General features: G+C 63.0%; 16 protein-coding genes. 7 read left to right on the top strand and 9 right to left on the bottom strand.

All coding sequences use genetic code 11. The features are described 5' to 3' along the window. Both cyoB and cyoA read right to left on the bottom strand, forming a co-directional pair. On the bottom strand, positions 1 to 2,004 hold the full coding sequence (gene cyoB, locus MU516_RS12085; RefSeq protein ID WP_260277457.1) for a cytochrome o ubiquinol oxidase subunit I: 2,004 nt from the start codon (positions 2,002 to 2,004) through the stop codon (positions 1 to 3). Between the two features lie 13 nt (positions 2,005 to 2,017). After that, positions 2,018 to 3,226, bottom strand: coding sequence for a ubiquinol oxidase subunit II (gene cyoA / locus MU516_RS12080; protein WP_260277456.1), 1,209 nt, complete (start codon positions 3,224 to 3,226; stop codon positions 2,018 to 2,020). A 238-nt stretch (positions 3,227 to 3,464) separates the two neighbouring features. Here cyoA and MU516_RS12075 point away from each other — a divergent pair, with 238 nt between their 5' ends. Continuing rightward, complete coding sequence (locus tag MU516_RS12075; RefSeq protein WP_260277455.1) at positions 3,465 to 4,790, top strand: MFS transporter; 1,326 nt, start codon at positions 3,465 to 3,467, stop codon at positions 4,788 to 4,790. A gap of 88 nt (positions 4,791 to 4,878) precedes the next feature. On the opposite strand, the gene ssb is transcribed toward MU516_RS12075, so the two are convergent. Then, positions 4,879 to 5,370 (bottom strand): single-stranded DNA-binding protein, encoded by a 492-nt coding sequence (gene ssb / locus MU516_RS12070; protein WP_260277454.1) that lies wholly within the window; start codon positions 5,368 to 5,370, stop codon positions 4,879 to 4,881. Positions 5,371 to 5,641: 271 nt separating this feature from the next. On the opposite strand from ssb, the gene MU516_RS12065 reads away from it, so the two are divergent. Further along, entirely contained in the window at positions 5,642 to 6,268 is a 627-nt protein-coding gene (locus MU516_RS12065; protein WP_260277453.1) for a lytic transglycosylase domain-containing protein, read from the top strand. A gap of 5 nt (positions 6,269 to 6,273) precedes the next feature. Here MU516_RS12065 and MU516_RS12060 read toward each other — a convergent pair whose 3' ends face one another. Then, entirely contained in the window at positions 6,274 to 6,600 is a 327-nt protein-coding gene (locus tag MU516_RS12060; RefSeq protein ID WP_260277452.1) for a DUF6665 family protein, read from the bottom strand. 110 nt (positions 6,601 to 6,710) lie between these two features. On the opposite strand from MU516_RS12060, the gene MU516_RS12055 reads away from it, so the two are divergent. The 3 genes from MU516_RS12055 (at position 6,711) to MU516_RS12045 (ending at position 9,056) form a co-directional block, all read left to right on the top strand. Then, positions 6,711 to 7,232 (top strand): hypothetical protein, encoded by a 522-nt coding sequence (locus MU516_RS12055; protein ID WP_260277451.1) that lies wholly within the window; start codon positions 6,711 to 6,713, stop codon positions 7,230 to 7,232. 3 nt (positions 7,233 to 7,235) lie between these two features. Continuing rightward, positions 7,236 to 7,679, top strand: coding sequence for a methyltransferase family protein (locus tag MU516_RS12050; RefSeq protein ID WP_260277450.1), 444 nt, complete (start codon positions 7,236 to 7,238; stop codon positions 7,677 to 7,679). Positions 7,680 to 7,766: 87 nt separating this feature from the next. Continuing rightward, positions 7,767 to 9,056: a homoserine dehydrogenase gene (locus tag MU516_RS12045; protein WP_260277449.1), complete on the top strand. Its 1,290-nt coding sequence runs from the start codon at positions 7,767 to 7,769 to the stop codon at positions 9,054 to 9,056. A 79-nt stretch (positions 9,057 to 9,135) separates the two neighbouring features. Here the strand turns inward: MU516_RS12045 and scpA are convergent, their stop codons facing one another. Next, positions 9,136 to 11,271, bottom strand: coding sequence for a methylmalonyl-CoA mutase (gene scpA, locus MU516_RS12040; RefSeq protein WP_260277448.1), 2,136 nt, complete (start codon positions 11,269 to 11,271; stop codon positions 9,136 to 9,138). Positions 11,272 to 11,328: 57 nt separating this feature from the next. Between scpA and MU516_RS12035 the strand changes: the two genes are divergently transcribed. Beyond that, positions 11,329 to 11,847, top strand: a complete 519-nt coding sequence (locus MU516_RS12035) for a DUF4174 domain-containing protein (protein ID WP_260277446.1) — start codon at positions 11,329 to 11,331, stop codon at positions 11,845 to 11,847. Between the two features lie 114 nt (positions 11,848 to 11,961). Further along, positions 11,962 to 12,162: a hypothetical protein gene (locus MU516_RS12030; RefSeq protein ID WP_260277445.1), complete on the top strand. Its 201-nt coding sequence runs from the start codon at positions 11,962 to 11,964 to the stop codon at positions 12,160 to 12,162. On the opposite strand, the gene MU516_RS12025 is transcribed toward MU516_RS12030, so the two are convergent. From MU516_RS12025 to MU516_RS12010, 4 genes are all read right to left on the bottom strand, one after another. Next, positions 12,128 to 12,832 (bottom strand): hypothetical protein, encoded by a 705-nt coding sequence (locus MU516_RS12025; protein WP_260277443.1) that lies wholly within the window; start codon positions 12,830 to 12,832, stop codon positions 12,128 to 12,130. The genes MU516_RS12030 and MU516_RS12025 overlap by 35 nt on opposite strands. A 4-nt stretch (positions 12,833 to 12,836) precedes the next feature. Next, positions 12,837 to 14,885, bottom strand: coding sequence for an acetyl-CoA carboxylase biotin carboxylase subunit (locus MU516_RS12020; RefSeq protein ID WP_260277442.1), 2,049 nt, complete (start codon positions 14,883 to 14,885; stop codon positions 12,837 to 12,839). Between the two features lie 105 nt (positions 14,886 to 14,990). Further along, positions 14,991 to 15,203 (bottom strand): hypothetical protein, encoded by a 213-nt coding sequence (locus tag MU516_RS12015; protein ID WP_260277441.1) that lies wholly within the window; start codon positions 15,201 to 15,203, stop codon positions 14,991 to 14,993. Positions 15,204 to 15,275: 72 nt separating this feature from the next. Further along, a complete protein-coding gene (locus MU516_RS12010) occupies positions 15,276 to 15,524 on the bottom strand; it encodes a hypothetical protein (RefSeq protein WP_209055863.1) in 249 nt (82 codons plus the stop codon). Between the last annotated feature and the right edge of the window lie 95 nt (positions 15,525 to 15,619).

The following is a 15,619-nucleotide window of genomic DNA, read 5'->3' as shown; positions in this document are numbered from 1 at the left end:
TCAGGCCTCTTGTGCAAGAAGGCGGGTGCGGGCGTCCTCGGTCACGCGCACCTCGTCGGCAGGAATGTGATAGTCGCGGTCATAGTTGAAGCTGTGATGGATCGCGTAGCCGACCAGCCCGACGAAGGACAGTGCGGCAAGCCACCAGATATACCAGATCAGCGCCATGCCGCAGACGGTGGCCAGGCCGGCAAGGATGATCCCGGCCTCGGTATAGCGGGGCATGTGGATGGGGATGAAGTTCCCATTGCCGCGCGCTGCGCCTGCCGCCTTCATGTCGGCATAGGCGTCGAGGCCGTGGATGACCGGCGTAAAGGCGAAGTTGTAGGGCGCGGGCGGGGATGATGTCGCCCACTCCAGCGTGCGTCCATTCCAGGGATCGCCGGTCAGGTCGCGGTTCTCGTTGCGCTTCCAGATCGAGACGCCGAACTGGATGAACATGGCCGCAATGCCGCAGGCGATCAGGAATGCGCCGAACCCCGCGATGATGAACCAGATCTGAAGGTCGGGGTCATCGAAGACGCGCATCCGGCGGGTCACGCCCATCAGGCCCAGAACGTAAAGCGGCGCAAAGGCGACCCAGAAACCCACGACCCAGAACCAGAAGCTGACCTTGCCCCAGAACACGTTCAGCTTGAAGCCGAAGGCCTTCGGCCACCAGAAATTGATCGCCGCGAAGCTGCCGAACAGCACGCCGCCGATGATCACGTTGTGGAAATGCGCGATCAGGAACAGCGAGTTGTGCAGCACGAAATCGGCGGGCGGCACAGCCAGCAGAACGCCTGTCATGCCGCCGATGGTGAAGGTCAGCATGAAAGCGATGGTCCACATCATCGGCAGCTCGAACCGGACGCGGCCCTGATACATGGTGAACAGCCAGTTGAAGATCTTGGCACCCGTCGGGATAGAGATGATCATCGTCGTGATCCCGAAGAACGAGTTCACTGACGCGCCCGATCCCATGGTGAAGAAGTGGTGCAGCCAGACCAGATAGGAAAGAACCGTGATACAGACGGTCGCATAGACCATCGAGGTATAGCCAAACAGCCGCTTGCCCGAGAAGGTCGAGGTAACCTCGGAAAACACGCCGAACAGCGGCAGGATCAGGATATAGACCTCGGGGTGACCCCAGATCCAGATGAGGTTGATGTACATCATCGGATTGCCACCAAGGTCATTGGTGAAGAAGTTCGTGCCGACATAGCGGTCAAGTGTCAGCAGAACCAGCGTCGCGGTCAGGACCGGGAAGGACGCCACGATCAGGATGTTGGTGCAAAACGAGGTCCAGGTGAAGATCGGCATCCGCATCATCGTCATGCCGGGCGCGCGCATCTTCAGGATCGTGACCAGCAGGTTGATGCCTGACAGTGTCGTTCCGACCCCGGCGACCTGAAGCCCCCAGATATAGTAATCGACCCCGACATAGGGGCTGTAGGACAGGCCCGACAGCGGCGGGAACGCCAGCCAGCCGGTCTGCGCGAACTCGCCCACGAACAGCGACGCCATGATGATGATCGCCCCACCCGTCGTCATCCAGAAAGAGAAGTTGTTCAGGAACGGAAAGGACACGTCGCGCGCGCCGATCTGCAGCGGCACCAGATAGTTCATTATCCCGGTGACGAAGGGCATCGCCACGAAGAAGATCATGATGACGCCATGGGCGGTGAAAATCTGGTCATAGTGATGGGCGTTCAGATAGCCTTCCGATCCACCAAAGGCCCAGACCTGCTGAATTCGCATCATCACCGCATCGGCAAATCCGCGCACCAACATGATCAGCCCAAGGATCATGTACATGATCCCGATTTTCTTGTGGTCGACCGAGGTGAACCATTCGTGCCACAGATAGCCCCAAAGCCGGTATTTCGTCAGCAGCGCAAGGACCGCGGCGCCGCCGATCGCGACCACGATGAACGTGGCGAAGACGATGGGTTCCTTGGGGATGGCGTCCCAGGTCAGACGGCCAAGCAGGAATGTGGTCTCGACATTGGCAGGTACGGCCATCGCGAAATTCCGTTCAAAGTTTCTGGTCTGCGGTGCCGGCAGTGTTGCCGGCATCGCGGATGGTCGGCGCGATCAGCCTGTCGAACAGGCTGTCGGGCACGGGCAGGGCACGGCTTTGAAGCCGGCTCTGGTCAGCGCGCGAGGTTGGTTGCGTGCTCCCCAGATCGGCGAACATCAGGGCCGCCTCTTCGGGGGTGCAGATGCTGGTGACCATGATCGGCTGATGGCCCAGCACCGGGCGCGCGCCGCGCCTTGCGTGCTTGTCGTGGGTCAGCGACTGGATGTTGATGGTGCCTTCCAGCCCCAGACCGCCCCTGCTGTCGATGTCCATCATCTCGGCCATGCACATCTTGCCCTCCTCGACGCAGAGATTGACGGCACGGGCGAATAGATCTGGATCAACCTCGGCATAGATCCGCGGTGCCACGTTCTCGCTTGGGGCCTCGAGTCGCAGATATTCGTCGCGGGTCAGTGCATCTTGGCCTTCGCGCGCCCGCGACACCCAGTCGTCGAAGCCGGCCGTGTCGGTGGCATGGGCCTTGAACCGCATCCCCGAGAAACCGGCGCCAGAGTAGTGCGACGCCAGTCCCTGATATTCGCCCTCGTGGTTGAAAACGCCATGCAGCTTGGTTTCCATGCCGGGCATGGCATAGATCATTCCGGCCATCGCGGGGATGTAGAAGGCGTTCATCACCGAGGAGGCGGTCAGGCTGAACTCGATCTCGCGGTCGGTCGGCACGACCAGTTCGTTCACGGCGGCGATGTCCTGTTCGGGATAGATGAACAGCCATTTCCAGTCCAGCGCGACCACCTGCACCTTCAGGGGTTGATGATCTTCGGCAATCTCCTCGGTCGCGCTCAGCCTGTCCAGCGGGCGATACGGATCCAGAAGGTGGGTGCCGACCCAGGTCAGCGCGCCCAGGCAGATGATGATCAGCAGCGGCAGACCCCAGATCGCCAGTTCGAACTTGGCCGAATGATCCCAGTCGGGGCGGTACGCAGCCTGCCTGTTGGCGGCCCGATATTTCCAAGCAAACCACAGTGTCAGGCACATGACCGGAATGATGACGATCAACATCAGCCCTGTCGCGGCCAGCAACAGATCCTTCTGACGTTCGGCGATATCGCCGGCAGGTGCCAGAACAACCGGCTTGCAGCCTGTCAGCAGAAGAAACGACATTCCCAGCGCCAAGGCGCCGGGGGCTGGGGGCAAAATACGCATGCTGGCGTCCTTACCTGTGGGGCAGGGAAATACGGGATATTGGTCGTATGATGGCGCGTTCGTTCGGACCAGTTTGCTAAAGTAGTCGCACAGGTGGCAACATACGACATTTTGACACAGACACTTTGTCGCGTCGCCGGTGTATTGCGCTGCAGGCGGCATCAAGGCACGATTTGGTTTCCTATGCCTGTTGATCTGCCACATGCCCGTCATCAGCCGATGAAGGAATCCGCACGCCATGAATTCTTCCCCCGTGACGCATCCCGTCGAAGACCTGCCGCCCGAGGCGGAGACCCACGAACACACCATCTCTCCTTCGGATGTCGCGGTCGGCGTCATCATCGGCCGAAGCTCTGAATTCTTTGACTTTTTCGTGTTCGCTATCGCGTCGGTCATCGTCTTCCCGATGCGCTATTTCCCGTTCGAGACACCGTTGCGCGCCACGCTTTGGTCATTCGTGATCTTCGCGCTGGCCTTTGTCGCGCGGCCACTTGGCACGGCAATCTTCACGGCGATCGACCGGCGCCATGGCAAAAGCGTCAAGCTGACCCTGGCGCTGCTTTTGCTTGGCAGTTCGACGGTCGCGATGGGGTTGGTGCCATCCTATGAAAGCATCGGCGCAGCCTCGATCGCGGTATTGTGTATTCTCAGGATCGGGCAAGGGTTGGCCCTTGGCGGGGCGTGGGACGGCCTGCCATCGTTGCTGGCGTTGTCCGCGCCAAAGGACAAGCGCGGCTTTTATGCGATGGTGCCGCAGCTTGGCGCGCCGGTCGGTCTGATCGTCGCCAGCCTGCTGTTCGCCTATCTCGTCTCGCAGTTGTCAGAGGCGGATTTCCTTGACTGGGGCTGGCGGTATCCGTTCTTCGTCGCCTTCGCGATCAATGTCGTGGCGTTGTTCGCGCGCCTGCGGATCGTGGCAACGCCGGAATACACGCGGATGTTTCAATCGCGCGAACTGGAACCGATCAGCCTGCGGAATGCGATTACCAATGACGGCTGGACCATCCTGATCGGCGCGTTCGTGCCGCTTGCCAGTTTCGCGCTGTTTCACATGGTCACGGTCTTTCCGCTGTCCTGGGTGTTTCTGTACACCGAGGAAAGCGTGACAAGCTTCCTGATCATCGAATCGGTGGCTGCGCTGTTCGGCATCGCCGCGATCATCCTGTCCGGGCTGCTGGCGGATCTGATCGGTCATCGCAAGCTGCTGTTCCGGGGCGCCATCGCGATCGCGGCCTTCAGCGTTGTCGCACCGCTTCTGCTCTCGGGGCGCGGCTTCGGCGAGGCCGTTTACATGATCGCGGGCTTCATCATCCTTGGCGTCAGTTTCGGACAATCGTCCGGGGCTGTGGCGTCGCTGTTTCCGCCGCGCCGCCGCTACACCGGCTCGGCCATCGTATCCGACCTGGCGTGGCTGTTCGGCGCGGGCTTCGCGCCGCTGGCCGCGCTGGCGCTGACGGCATGGGGCGGTCTGATGCTCTCGGGGCTGTACCTGCTGTCGGGTGCGGTTGCGACGATTCTGGCGCTGTGGCTTGCCCGGCGGCTGGAATTCGGCGCCTCCTGGTAGGGGTAGGGCGATCGGCAGGCGCGAACCGAAAAAGGCGGCCCTTGGCAGAAGGGCCGCCTTTACATCATTTCATACCGATTTCTGTCGATCAGAACGGGATTTCGTCGTCATAGTCGCTGCGCCCGCCGCCCGACGATCCACCCGCGGGTGCGTCGTTGCCGGAGTATCCGCCGCCGCCATAGCCGCCCTGATCGCGCGGTGCGCCGCCCGAGCCGCCACCACCTTCGCCGCGCCCGTCCAGCATGGTCAGTTCGCTGCGGAAGGGCCGCAACACGACTTCAGTGGAGTAGCGGTCATTGCCGGACTGGTCCTGCCATTTGCGCGTTTCCAGCTGACCTTCGATATACACCTTGCTGCCCTTGCGCAGATATTGCTCGGCCACCTTGGCCAGCGGTTCGGCGAAGATCGCGACCGAATGCCATTGCGTCCGCTCCTGCCGCTCGCCGGTGTTGCGGTCCTTCCACTGTTCCGACGTGGCGATGCGCAGGTTCACCACCTTGCCGCCGTTCTGGAAGGTGCGGACTTCGGGATCCTGTCCCAGATTTCCGATCAGAATGACCTTGTTGACGCTGCCTGCCATAACGGGGTTCCCTGCTTCGATGTGCTTGTCCGTCCATGTATCGCAGCCTGATGGATGCCTCAAGCATTCACTCGCCAGCCTTTCGGGCGCAGGCCTGCCCCGGGGTTTCAGGGCTTGTCGGCGAGAAACCGCCGACATCGAGGGAGGCACCGAGGCCCGAAATCGCATGACTGGCGGCAACGGCTGATTGCGTATAGGCTTTCGGCAAACGCGATACAGAAAAGCGCGGCGTCAGAAAGACGCGATTTCCGGCAAGAACGAGGGCGGAGCGATGCGGATCATTCCCGGGGCAAGACTGGCGCTGAGCGCTGCATTGATCGGTATGCTGGCTGCGATGCCAGTCGCGGCAGAGGGGTTGCGGCTTTCCGGAAGCTCGTCGAAGTCACGGGCCGATCAGTTCGCCCGGCAGACTCGGCTGATGGATTCGCGGCTGGCCTCGCAGTATCAGCAATCGGCACGGCTGCAGCCGGGCGGTGCCAATCGCAGCACCGTCAACATCCAGCTTTCGACCAATATCCCGGCCTATCGCGGCAAGCGCAGCGATTTCATTCCGCACGCGCGCGCTGCCGCGCGCAAGCATGGGGTGCCCGAGGATCTGTTCCTGCGGCTGGTTCAGCAGGAATCGGGCTGGAACCCCCGCGCGCGCTCCCACAAGGGCGCGACAGGGCTGGCGCAGCTTATGCCCGGCACCGCCGCGAAGCTGGGCGTGAACCCCAACGATCCGGTGCAGAATCTTCAGGGCGGGGCCCGCTATCTGCGCATGATGTACAACCAGTTCGGTAATTGGCGGCTTGCGCTGGCGGCCTATAACGCCGGACCGGGCGCGGTGGCCAAGTATGGCGGCATCCCTCCATATCGCGAGACAAGGAATTATGTCCGCATCATCGCCGGCAGCTGATCCGGTCAGCCTTGCTTTCCCTTGGTGATCGTCGCCGATGCGCCCATCCGTCGCAGCACGGCTTCGGGAATTGCGTAAAGACGAACCACCTGCGGCCAGTCGCGCAGGCCGGACATCTCGCGCAGCACCATGAATTCCCACGCCAGCCGTCCCGCCTCGTTCAGGGCGGCGTTGCTGGGGTCGTTTTCAAGCTTGGTCAATGCGCGCTCCATGCGACGGCCCGCCGTTCCCAGGGAAGATGCACGCTCGGCCTGCAATTCATGGGCCAGCACATCATCGCCACCCTGCGCCAGCGCAGTTGCCCAGTCGGTGCGGGTGCGAAATCGGCTCATTGCGCGTCCTCTGCCGCCATGACGGCAGCCTATCGGGTCAGGCTGACAGGGCAAGCCTGCACAGGCAGCCGGGGGCAGACACGCCTTGCCCGAGGCGTTATCACCAGAGCATGAGTTTGCCGCGCGCCCCCGACCGACTGTCCGACGAAATGGCCCAGGCCCTTGGCCACGCCGTGGCCGGGTTCGGTTTCCTGGAAGAGGCGTTGAAGCGCGCGATTTTTTCTCTGACTCGACAGGGACTTGGCCGGGATGCTGATGACGCGGCGTTACAGAAATGGTTGCGCCGCATGGAAGAAATCGCCGACGATTCGCTTGGCACGCTGATCGACAGTTTCGTCGCCGCGATCGGGCGCGCGCGGATCGACGACCGGCACCTGCTGGCCGAGGCACTGACCGAAATCCGGTTGAAGCGCAACCTGTTGTGCCACGCCTCGTGGCGCCCGGCGGAACAGCCGGGATATTGGCACCCGACCTTTATCAACACCCGGGGCGAGCGGTATCCCGACGACATGAGCGCCGGGGATATCCGGGACATACACGCTACCACGCTGAGAGTGGCGCGGCGCGTGGTGTCGATCATGCGTGCGACAGGCATCGATGGGGAATGGGCCGGCCATGACGACGAGGATTAGGCATTGCGGCTGACACTGGATTATCCGCCTGTCTGGTTGGCCGGGTCTTGCGCCGTGGCCTGGGGGCTGGGCCGTCTGGTCCCGCATGGGCCCGGCTGGCAAGGGTTGCCTGGCTGGATTCTGATTCTGTCGGGTCTGTCCGTGATGATCGCGGCCGCCGGAACCATGTGGCGCAAGCGCACGACACTGGATCCACATGGCCAGCCCGCCGCGCTGGTCACGACGGGCGTGTTCGCTCTGTCGCGCAACCCGATCTATCTGGGTGACGCGTTGATCCTTGCTGGGCTTTGCCTGATCTTCGCGGCGCCGGTTGCCGCACTGATCCTGGTGCCTGTGTTCATGATCGTCATTTCGCGCCGGTTCATCGCCGCGGAAGAGGCCCGGCTTGCGACCGCCTTCCCAGATATGTTCGCGCAATATCGGGCACATACGCGTCGCTGGATCTGATCCGACGGGGCGGACATTCCGCCTTCCTCGTTGCAACCAGCGACCGGGCGCGCTAACACCCCGCGCAATCGCTAAAAAGAGGCTTCCATGTCGTCCCCCCTCCGCTTGGGTATCGCCGGGCTCGGCACCGTCGGGATCGGTGTCGTCAAGATCGTTCAGAAGCACGCCGAAATGCTGGCGCGCCGGTCGGGACGTGAGGTTGCCATTACCGCCGTCAGCGCCCGCGATCAAATGAAGAACCGCGACGCGGATCTGTCGTCATATCGCTGGGAAACCGACGCCATGGCGGTCGCCACCGCAGAAGACGTGGATGTCTATGTCGAACTGATCGGCGGCGATAACGGTATCGCCAAGGACAGCATCGAGGCGGCACTGCGGGCCGGCAAGGACGTGGTGACGGCCAACAAGGCGCTGCTGGCCGTGCATGGTCAGGATCTGGCCGTGCTGGCCGAGGGGCTGGGACGCGTGATCCGGTTCGAAGCTGCCGTGGCAGGCGGCATCCCGGTCATCAAGGCGGTGACGGAATCGCTGGCAGGCAACGACGTGACCCGCGTGATGGGGGTCATGAACGGCACCTGCAACTATATCCTGACGCGGATGGAAAGCGCGGGTCTGCCCTATGAGGCCGTGTTCGAAGAGGCGCGCCAGCTTGGCTATCTCGAGGCCGATCCGCAGCTTGACGTGGGCGGGATCGACGCCAGTCACAAGTTGGCTATCCTGTCCTCGATCGCGTTCGGCACGCAGGTCGATTTCGACGCGGTCGAGATCGAGGGGATCGAGCGGGTCAGCATCGACGACATCCGCCGCGCTTCCGATCTGGGCTATCGGATCAAGCTTCTGGGGGTCGCGCAGATGACTGCGCGCGGGCTGGAACAGCGCATGTCGCCCTGTCTTGTGCCCGCGGACAGTCCGCTGGGGCAGCTGGTCGGCGGCACCAACATGGTGGTGGTCGAGGGCGACAGCGTAGGCCAGATCGTGCTGCGCGGGGCAGGGGCCGGCGAAGGTCCGACCGCCAGCGCGGTGATGTCGGATATTGTCGAAGTGGCGCGCGGCGTGCGGATGCCGGTTTTCGGCCAGCCAGCGGCATCGCTGACGGCGGCGAAGCCTGCGCGCACAGCCGTGCCTGCGGCTTACTATCTGCGTCTGGAGCTGCAGGACAAACCCGGTGCACTGGCCAAGATCGCGACGGTTCTGGGTGATGCTGGCATCTCGATCGACCGCATGCGCCAATACGGGCAGCACAGCGACAGCAGCGTGCCGGTGCTGGTTGTGACGCACAAGACGACGCCCGAGGCGATCGACTATGCCATCGAGACGCTGCCCGGAACCGGTGTTCTGGTCAGCGACCCGGTCGAGCTGCGGATCGAGGAAGTCTGACCCTCGGCGCAGCCTTTTCCCGCATCCGCCGCCGTGACACGACGGTGGACGCGGGCACCCTTCACGTCACCGTCACGGGTCAGGCCGCGCGGGTCTCGCGGATCAGGCGCAGGATATCGGCGGCGGCTGCGGGAATGTTCGTGCCGGGTCCGAAGATCGCCTTGACGCCCGCCTTCTTCAGGAAGTCGTAGTCCTGCTGCGGAATGACGCCGCCGCAGATCACCAGAATATCGCCCGCGCCCTGAGCCTTCAACGCCTCGATCAGTTTTGGCGCAAGGGTCTTGTGGCCGGCTGCCTGACTGCTGATGCCGACCACATGGACATCGTTGTCCATCGCGTCCTGCGCGGCCTCTTCGGGGGTCTGGAACAGCGGTCCGACGTCAACGTCGAAGCCGATATCGGCGAAGGCGGTCGCAATGACCTTGGCGCCGCGGTCATGTCCGTCCTGACCCATCTTCACGACCAGCATCCGCGGGCGCCGGCCCTCCTGTTCGGCGAAGGCTTCGACATCTTTCTGGATCTGCGCGAAACCCTCATCGCCCTCGTATGCGGCGCCATAGACGCCCGCCAAGGTCTTTACTTCGGCGCGGTGACGCCCGAATTCTTTCTCCATGGCCATGCTGATTTCCCCTACGGTTGCACGGGCGCGGGCGGCCTCGACGGCGGCCTCCAGCAGGTTGCCGCCTTGTGCGGCGCGGCGTGTCAGTTCGTCCAGCGCGGCCTGACATGCGGTTTCATCGCGGCTGGCGCGGATGCGTTCCAGCGCGGCGATCTGGCTGGCGCGGACCTTGACGTTGTCCACATCCAGAATGTCGATCGGGTCTTCCTTGTCCTTGCGGTATTTGTTCACCCCTACGATCACATCCTCGCCCCGGTCGATCAGGGCCTGACGACGGGCGGCGGTTTCCTCGATCCGCAGCTTGGGCATGCCGGATGCCACGGCCTTGGTCATGCCGCCCAGTTCCTCGACCTCCTCGATCAGCTCCCAGGCCTTTTCGGCCAGTTCGGCGGTCAGGCTTTCGATGTAATAGCTGCCCGCCAACGGATCGACGACATGGGTGATGCCGGTTTCTTCCTGCAGAATCAGCTGCGTGTTCCGCGCGATGCGGGCGCTGAAATCTGTGGGCAGGGCGATCGCTTCGTCCAGCGCGTTCGTATGCAGCGATTGCGTGCCGCCTAGCGCGGCCGACATCGCCTCGTAGGCGGTGCGGATCACGTTGTTGTAGGGATCCTGCTCCTGCAGGCTAACGCCCGACGTTTGGCAATGAGTGCGCAACATCTTCGACCCCGGCTTCTTTGCGCCGAACTCATCCATGATCTTGTGCCACAGCAGGCGCGCGGCGCGCAGCTTGGCGATCTCCATGAAGAAATTCATGCCGATGGCGAAGAAGAAGGACAGCCGCCCCGCGAAGGCGTCCACATCCATGCCCGCCGCGATGGCCGCGCGGACATATTCGCGCCCGTCGGCCAGCGTATAGGCCAGCTCCTGCACCAGGTTCGCCCCGGCCTCCTGCATGTGATAGCCCGAGATCGAGATGCTGTTGAAGCGCGGCATTTCCGAACTTGTGAACTCGATGATGTCCGAGATGATCCGCATGCTGGGTTCGGGCGGATAGATATAGGTGTTCCGCACCATGAACTCTTTCAGGATGTCGTTCTGAATGGTGCCGGACAGGACCGACTTGTCGTGGCCCTGTTCCTCTCCCGCGACGATGAAATTCGCCAGGATCGGGATCACTGCGCCGTTCATGGTCATGCTGACGCTGACCTTGTCCAGGGGGATGCCGTCGAACAGGATCTTCATGTCCTCGACGCTGTCGATGGCGACGCCGGCCTTGCCGACATCGCCCTCGACCCGAGGATGGTCGCTGTCATAGCCGCGATGGGTCGCAAGGTCGAAGGCGACCGACACGCCCTGCTGTCCGGCAGCCAGGTTGCGGCGGTAGAAGGCGTTCGACTCCTCGGCCGTGGAAAACCCCGCATATTGCCGGATCGTCCAGGGGCGGCCCGCATACATCGTGGCGCGCGGCCCGCGGGTATAGGGGCCGAAGCCGGGCAGCGAACCCAGGTGCTGCATACCCTGGGTATCGGCCTCGGTATACAGCGGCTTTACAGGAATTCCTTCAAGCGTGTCCCAAGTCAGGCTGTCGGGATCACGACCCTTCAATTCCTTCTCGGCCAGCTTGTGCCAATCCTCCAGCGTCGGTTTTGTCATGATCCGTCCTTTCCCAAGGGCCGCCGCATCCTATATTCAGGATAGGATGAGGTGCCGATGAATTTGAAATTCCTGTTTTTCGCGGTGGCGCTGGCCGCCATGGGGCCTGCGCGCGAGGCGCCGCCGCCGGCCGCGCCCGAGGCGCCGCAATCCCGCCCGATGAGTCCCGAAGAGATGCCGTCCGCCCCGGATACCGGCACCGCGCGTCCGGAACTGCTGGAATATGGTGCCGATGAGGTCGGGCCGGACGATTTCCTTTGGGTCTCGCGTCCGATCGTGGTGTTTTCCGACACCCCCGAAGATCCGGCCTTCCGCGAACAGATGCGCGCCTTGCGCGCCCAGCCCCGGATGCTGGCCGATCGCGATGTGGTGGTCGTCATCGACGCCGATCCACAGGCCACAAGCGCGTGGCGCCGGCAACTGCATCCACGCGGGTTCTCATTGGTGATCATGGATAAGGACGGGCAGGTGAAGCTGCGCAAGCCCTTTCCGTGGGATGTCCGAGAGATCAGCAGGGCCATCGACAAGTTTCCGCTGCGTCGGCAGGAAATCGGGCGTGCCGATCTGGGGGAATGACCGTTGCGGAACCGACTGGCCGAAAACCGGTTTTTGTTGCGAAACGCGGCGTCGGCCCCTATCTTCAGTATACGGGCGCCAGTATCGCGTTCCGTGAAGTCGAAAGGTGAACCCATGGCCAACCAGTCCGCACTGCGCAAGATCGACACGTCCGAACCGGCCGTTCCGGCCGCGCGCAACCCGCGTGAGACGGTTGCGGATGCCACCGAGGAACTGGTTCGGCGGCTGCTGAAAGCCAGCAATTCCAATGAGATTGCTGCCGTCATCGGTCTGCCGCCCATCAAGGGTATCTCCGGTCCGAAAGTGTTCTACTAGGATCGTCCAGGTCTTCAGCCCCTGAACCCTCGATCCCTGAACCCTCGATCACGTTCTCGGCGGATGTTGCCGCCTCGCGTTCCTTTTCCTGCAACGCCTTCAGCAAGGCCCGCACGGCCGACGCGCCGCCCTGCAGGCTTGCGCTCAGCACCAGCATCGCGAAATTGCCCGCCTGACGCGTCTCGTCCGTCAGGCTGAGATAGTCGTCCAGCATCGCACCTGCACGATCCGGCTGTGCCTTGGCGCTGCGGCGGATGTCCTGGGCCAGCGCGACCCTGACGGCGATCAGGCGATAATAGCGCACCACCGGGTCGATGACGTTTTCCGGCAGGATATGCACCTGCTCGACCACGGCGCGGAATATCCGGTCATTGGCATCATGGGGCAGAATCGGCACATGCTGATCGCCAAGCAGCTTTTCCCGCAGCGCCTGACTTGCCGCCGAGGTGTCGGTGGCTTGCTGCTGTTCCAGCGCGGCGACATGGGCGCGGATCTCGGCCAGCAGGGCGCGCTGAATGTCCGAGACCTGTTCCAGCCGCAGCACCCGGTCGCGCCGGCGCGACAGGGCATGAGTCCAGAACCAGCCGGCTGCCACCACCCCGCCGCCGACAATGGCGGTGACAAGGGCGGCGGCAACCCGGTCGTTCAGAAACAGCGTTTGCCAGTCCAAGGCCTTATTCGAACTCCATGATCACATCGTCCACCTTCAGGCTTTGGCCCGGTTCGGTGTTGACGGATTTGACGACACCCTTCCTTTCGGCGCGAAGGATGTTTTCCATCTTCATCGCCTCGACCGTGGCCAGCGCCTGTCCCTCCTGCACCTCGTCGCCGGCTTCGACATTGATCTTCACGACCAGACCCGGCATCGGGCACAGCAACAGCTTGGATGTGTCGGGCGCGATTTTCTCGGGCATCAGCCGGACAAGTTCTGCGGCCCGCGGGCGGCGGACATGAACCCTCAGATCGGCGCCGCGCGTCCGCACCCGGAATCCGGCCGCGATACGATCGACCTTCATCACCAGCGGGGCGCCGTCGACGGTCAGTCGCGCAAGCGACTGCCCCGGTTTCCAGTCGCTTTCGACGCGCAAATCGCGGTCTGCGATCCGGACCGTGGCCCCTTCGCGGTCGGCGTGGATACGCACCGAAAGATCCTTGTTGCCGACGAAGACCACCCAGTTCTCGCCCACATGGCGTTCATGATTATCCAAGCGTCCGCTGATCCGGCTGCGGCGGATCTCTCCGATCCGGTGCATGGCGGCAGCCGCTGCCGCGATCCTAACCACCTGCGCGTCGTCGGGCATGACGCCGTTGAAGCCTTCGGGATATTCTTCGGCGATGAAGGCGGTCGTCATGTCGCCCGAGGTGAATTTCGGATGATCCATCACCGCCGACAGGAAGGGCAGGTTATGACCGATCCCCTCGACCTCGAATTCGTCCAGCGCGATCCGCATCGCCTCGATCGCCTCGGCGCGCGATGGGGCCCAGGTGCACAGCTTGGCGATCATCGGATCATAGAACATGCTGATTTCGCCACCGTCATAAACGCCGGTATCGTTGCGCACGGCCACCGGGCTGTCATCGCCCTCGCTGTCATTCACCCAGTTCCCGCTGGCCTTCAATGGCCCGGCCGCGATCTCGGCCGGCGGGTTGTAGCGGGTCAGGCGGCCGATCGACGGCAGAAAGCCGCGATAGGGGTCCTCGGCGTAAAGGCGGCTTTCCATCGCCCACCCCTGGATCTTCAGATCCGACTGCGCGAAGGGCAGCTTCTGACCGTCGGCCACGCGGATCATCTGTTCGACCAGATCGACGCCCGTGATCAGCTCGGTCACAGGATGTTCGACCTGAAGGCGGGTGTTCATTTCGAGGAAATAGAAGTTCCTGTCACCATCGACGATGAATTCGACCGTGCCCGCGCTGGTATAGTCCACAGCCTTGGCAAGGGCGACGGCCTGTTCCCCCATCGCCTTGCGGGTGGCCTCGTCCAGAAACGGCGACGGGGCTTCTTCGATGACTTTCTGGTTGCGGCGCTGGATCGAACATTCGCGTTCATGCAGATAGACCGCGTTGCCGTGCTTGTCGGCCAGAACCTGGATTTCGATATGGCGCGGCTGAGTGACGAATTTCTCGATGAATATCCGATCGTCGCCGAAGCTGTTGGCGGCCTCGTTCTTCGAGGATTCGAAGCCTTCGCGCGCCTCTTCCTCGTTCCAGGCGATCCGCATGCCCTTGCCGCCGCCGCCGGCGCTGGCCTTGATCATCACCGGATAGCCGATCTGATCGGAAATCTTCACCGCCTCGTCGGCATCGGCGATCAGGCCCATATAGCCCGGCACCGTGCTGACACCCGCTTCCTGTGCCAGTTTCTTCGAGGTGATCTTGTCGCCCATCGCCTCGATCGCAGAGGCGGGCGGACCGATGAAGGCCACGCCCTCGGCCTCCAGCGCTTCGGCAAATTTGCGGTTCTCGGACAGGAAGCCATAGCCGGGATGGACGGCCTCGGCACCGGTTTTCCGGATCGCCTCCATGATCTTGTCGATCACGATATAGGACTGATTGGCCGGTGGCGGTCCGATATGGACCGCCTCGTCGGCCATCTTCACATGCAGCGCATTGCGGTCGGCGTCGGAATAGACGGCGACCGTGGCGATGCCCATCTTGCGCGCGGTCTTGATGACGCGGCAGGCGATCTCGCCGCGGTTGGCGATCAGGATTTTCTTGAACATGGGCGCTCCGGGACGACGTCTGACGTGAAAAGACCGCCCGCGACGATCAGGTCGCGGACGGTCGGATAAGGCAGTGATCGCGCGCTGTGCGCGCGCGTCAGTTGGTTATTGGCACAGACGGACGTCGTCGCAGAGCGCACCGGCGGCACCGCCAAGTGCGGCGCCCTTGATGACATTCTTGCCGCCGACATGGGCTGCGGTTGCACCGACGCCGGCACCGATGAGGGCGCGGTCGGTATCGGTCGGGTTGATGCCCTGCGTGCAGCCTGCGACGGCAGTGGCACCGACGACGACGAGCATTGCAAAAATCTTGGACATGGTGGCCTTCCTGTCAATGCGGCAACGACGCGGAACGCGTCTGGTTGCCGCCTTTCGTTTGCGGTGCGGAGATCAGTAGCGGCGCTGACAGACACCTGCGTCGTCGCACAGGGCGCCAGCACCCGCACCAAGCGCGGCACCGGTCGCGATGTCTTCGTCCAGTGCCTTGGCGATGACGGCACCCGCGACAGCACCGCCAGCGGCGCGCTGCGCGTCCGGGGACAGGCCGGTGGCCGTGCCGTAGCCCTGCTGAGCGCAAGCCGAAAGACCTGCTGCGACCACGGTGATGCCAGCGATGCGAAGAAGTTTCGAGACGTGCATGTTGTCTTGCCTGTTTTCTGGGGGCCGTCCGGGCCCGAATTGAAAGTTCGCGCGGGCAATATTGCACAGACAGCAACAGCAGCAAACTGACATCG

The sequence above is a fragment of the Paracoccus maritimus genome, from assembly GCF_025195095.1.
GTDB classification, from domain to species: Bacteria; Pseudomonadota; Alphaproteobacteria; order Rhodobacterales; family Rhodobacteraceae; genus Paracoccus; species Paracoccus maritimus.
The sequence above is the reverse complement of the archived record's forward strand: the minus strand, read 5'-3'. Positions and strand labels throughout refer to the sequence as shown.

What these genes read in the sequence shown, in the direction of transcription:
- MU516_RS12075 (WP_260277455.1), top strand. Translation starts at nt 3,465, where the DNA reads ATGAATTCTTCCCCCGTGACGCATCCCGTCGAAGACCTGCCGCCCGAG.
- MU516_RS12060 (WP_260277452.1), bottom strand. Translation starts at nt 6,600, where the DNA reads ATGAGCCGATTTCGCACCCGCACCGACTGGGCAACTGCGCTGGCGCAG.
- MU516_RS12010 (WP_209055863.1), bottom strand. Translation starts at nt 15,524, where the DNA reads ATGCACGTCTCGAAACTTCTTCGCATCGCTGGCATCACCGTGGTCGCA.
- scpA (WP_260277448.1), bottom strand. Translation starts at nt 11,271, where the DNA reads ATGACAAAACCGACGCTGGAGGATTGGCACAAGCTGGCCGAGAAGGAA.
- cyoB (WP_260277457.1), bottom strand. Translation starts at nt 2,004, where the DNA reads ATGGCCGTACCTGCCAATGTCGAGACCACATTCCTGCTTGGCCGTCTG.
- MU516_RS12065 (WP_260277453.1), top strand. Translation starts at nt 5,642, where the DNA reads ATGCGGATCATTCCCGGGGCAAGACTGGCGCTGAGCGCTGCATTGATC.
- MU516_RS12015 (WP_260277441.1), bottom strand. Translation starts at nt 15,203, where the DNA reads ATGTCCAAGATTTTTGCAATGCTCGTCGTCGTCGGTGCCACTGCCGTC.
- ssb (WP_260277454.1), bottom strand. Translation starts at nt 5,370, where the DNA reads ATGGCAGGCAGCGTCAACAAGGTCATTCTGATCGGAAATCTGGGACAG.
- cyoA (WP_260277456.1), bottom strand. Translation starts at nt 3,226, where the DNA reads ATGCGTATTTTGCCCCCAGCCCCCGGCGCCTTGGCGCTGGGAATGTCG.
- MU516_RS12035 (WP_260277446.1), top strand. Translation starts at nt 11,329, where the DNA reads ATGAATTTGAAATTCCTGTTTTTCGCGGTGGCGCTGGCCGCCATGGGG.
- MU516_RS12055 (WP_260277451.1), top strand. Translation starts at nt 6,711, where the DNA reads ATGAGTTTGCCGCGCGCCCCCGACCGACTGTCCGACGAAATGGCCCAG.
- MU516_RS12020 (WP_260277442.1), bottom strand. Translation starts at nt 14,885, where the DNA reads ATGTTCAAGAAAATCCTGATCGCCAACCGCGGCGAGATCGCCTGCCGC.
- MU516_RS12030 (WP_260277445.1), top strand. Translation starts at nt 11,962, where the DNA reads ATGGCCAACCAGTCCGCACTGCGCAAGATCGACACGTCCGAACCGGCC.
- MU516_RS12045 (WP_260277449.1), top strand. Translation starts at nt 7,767, where the DNA reads ATGTCGTCCCCCCTCCGCTTGGGTATCGCCGGGCTCGGCACCGTCGGG.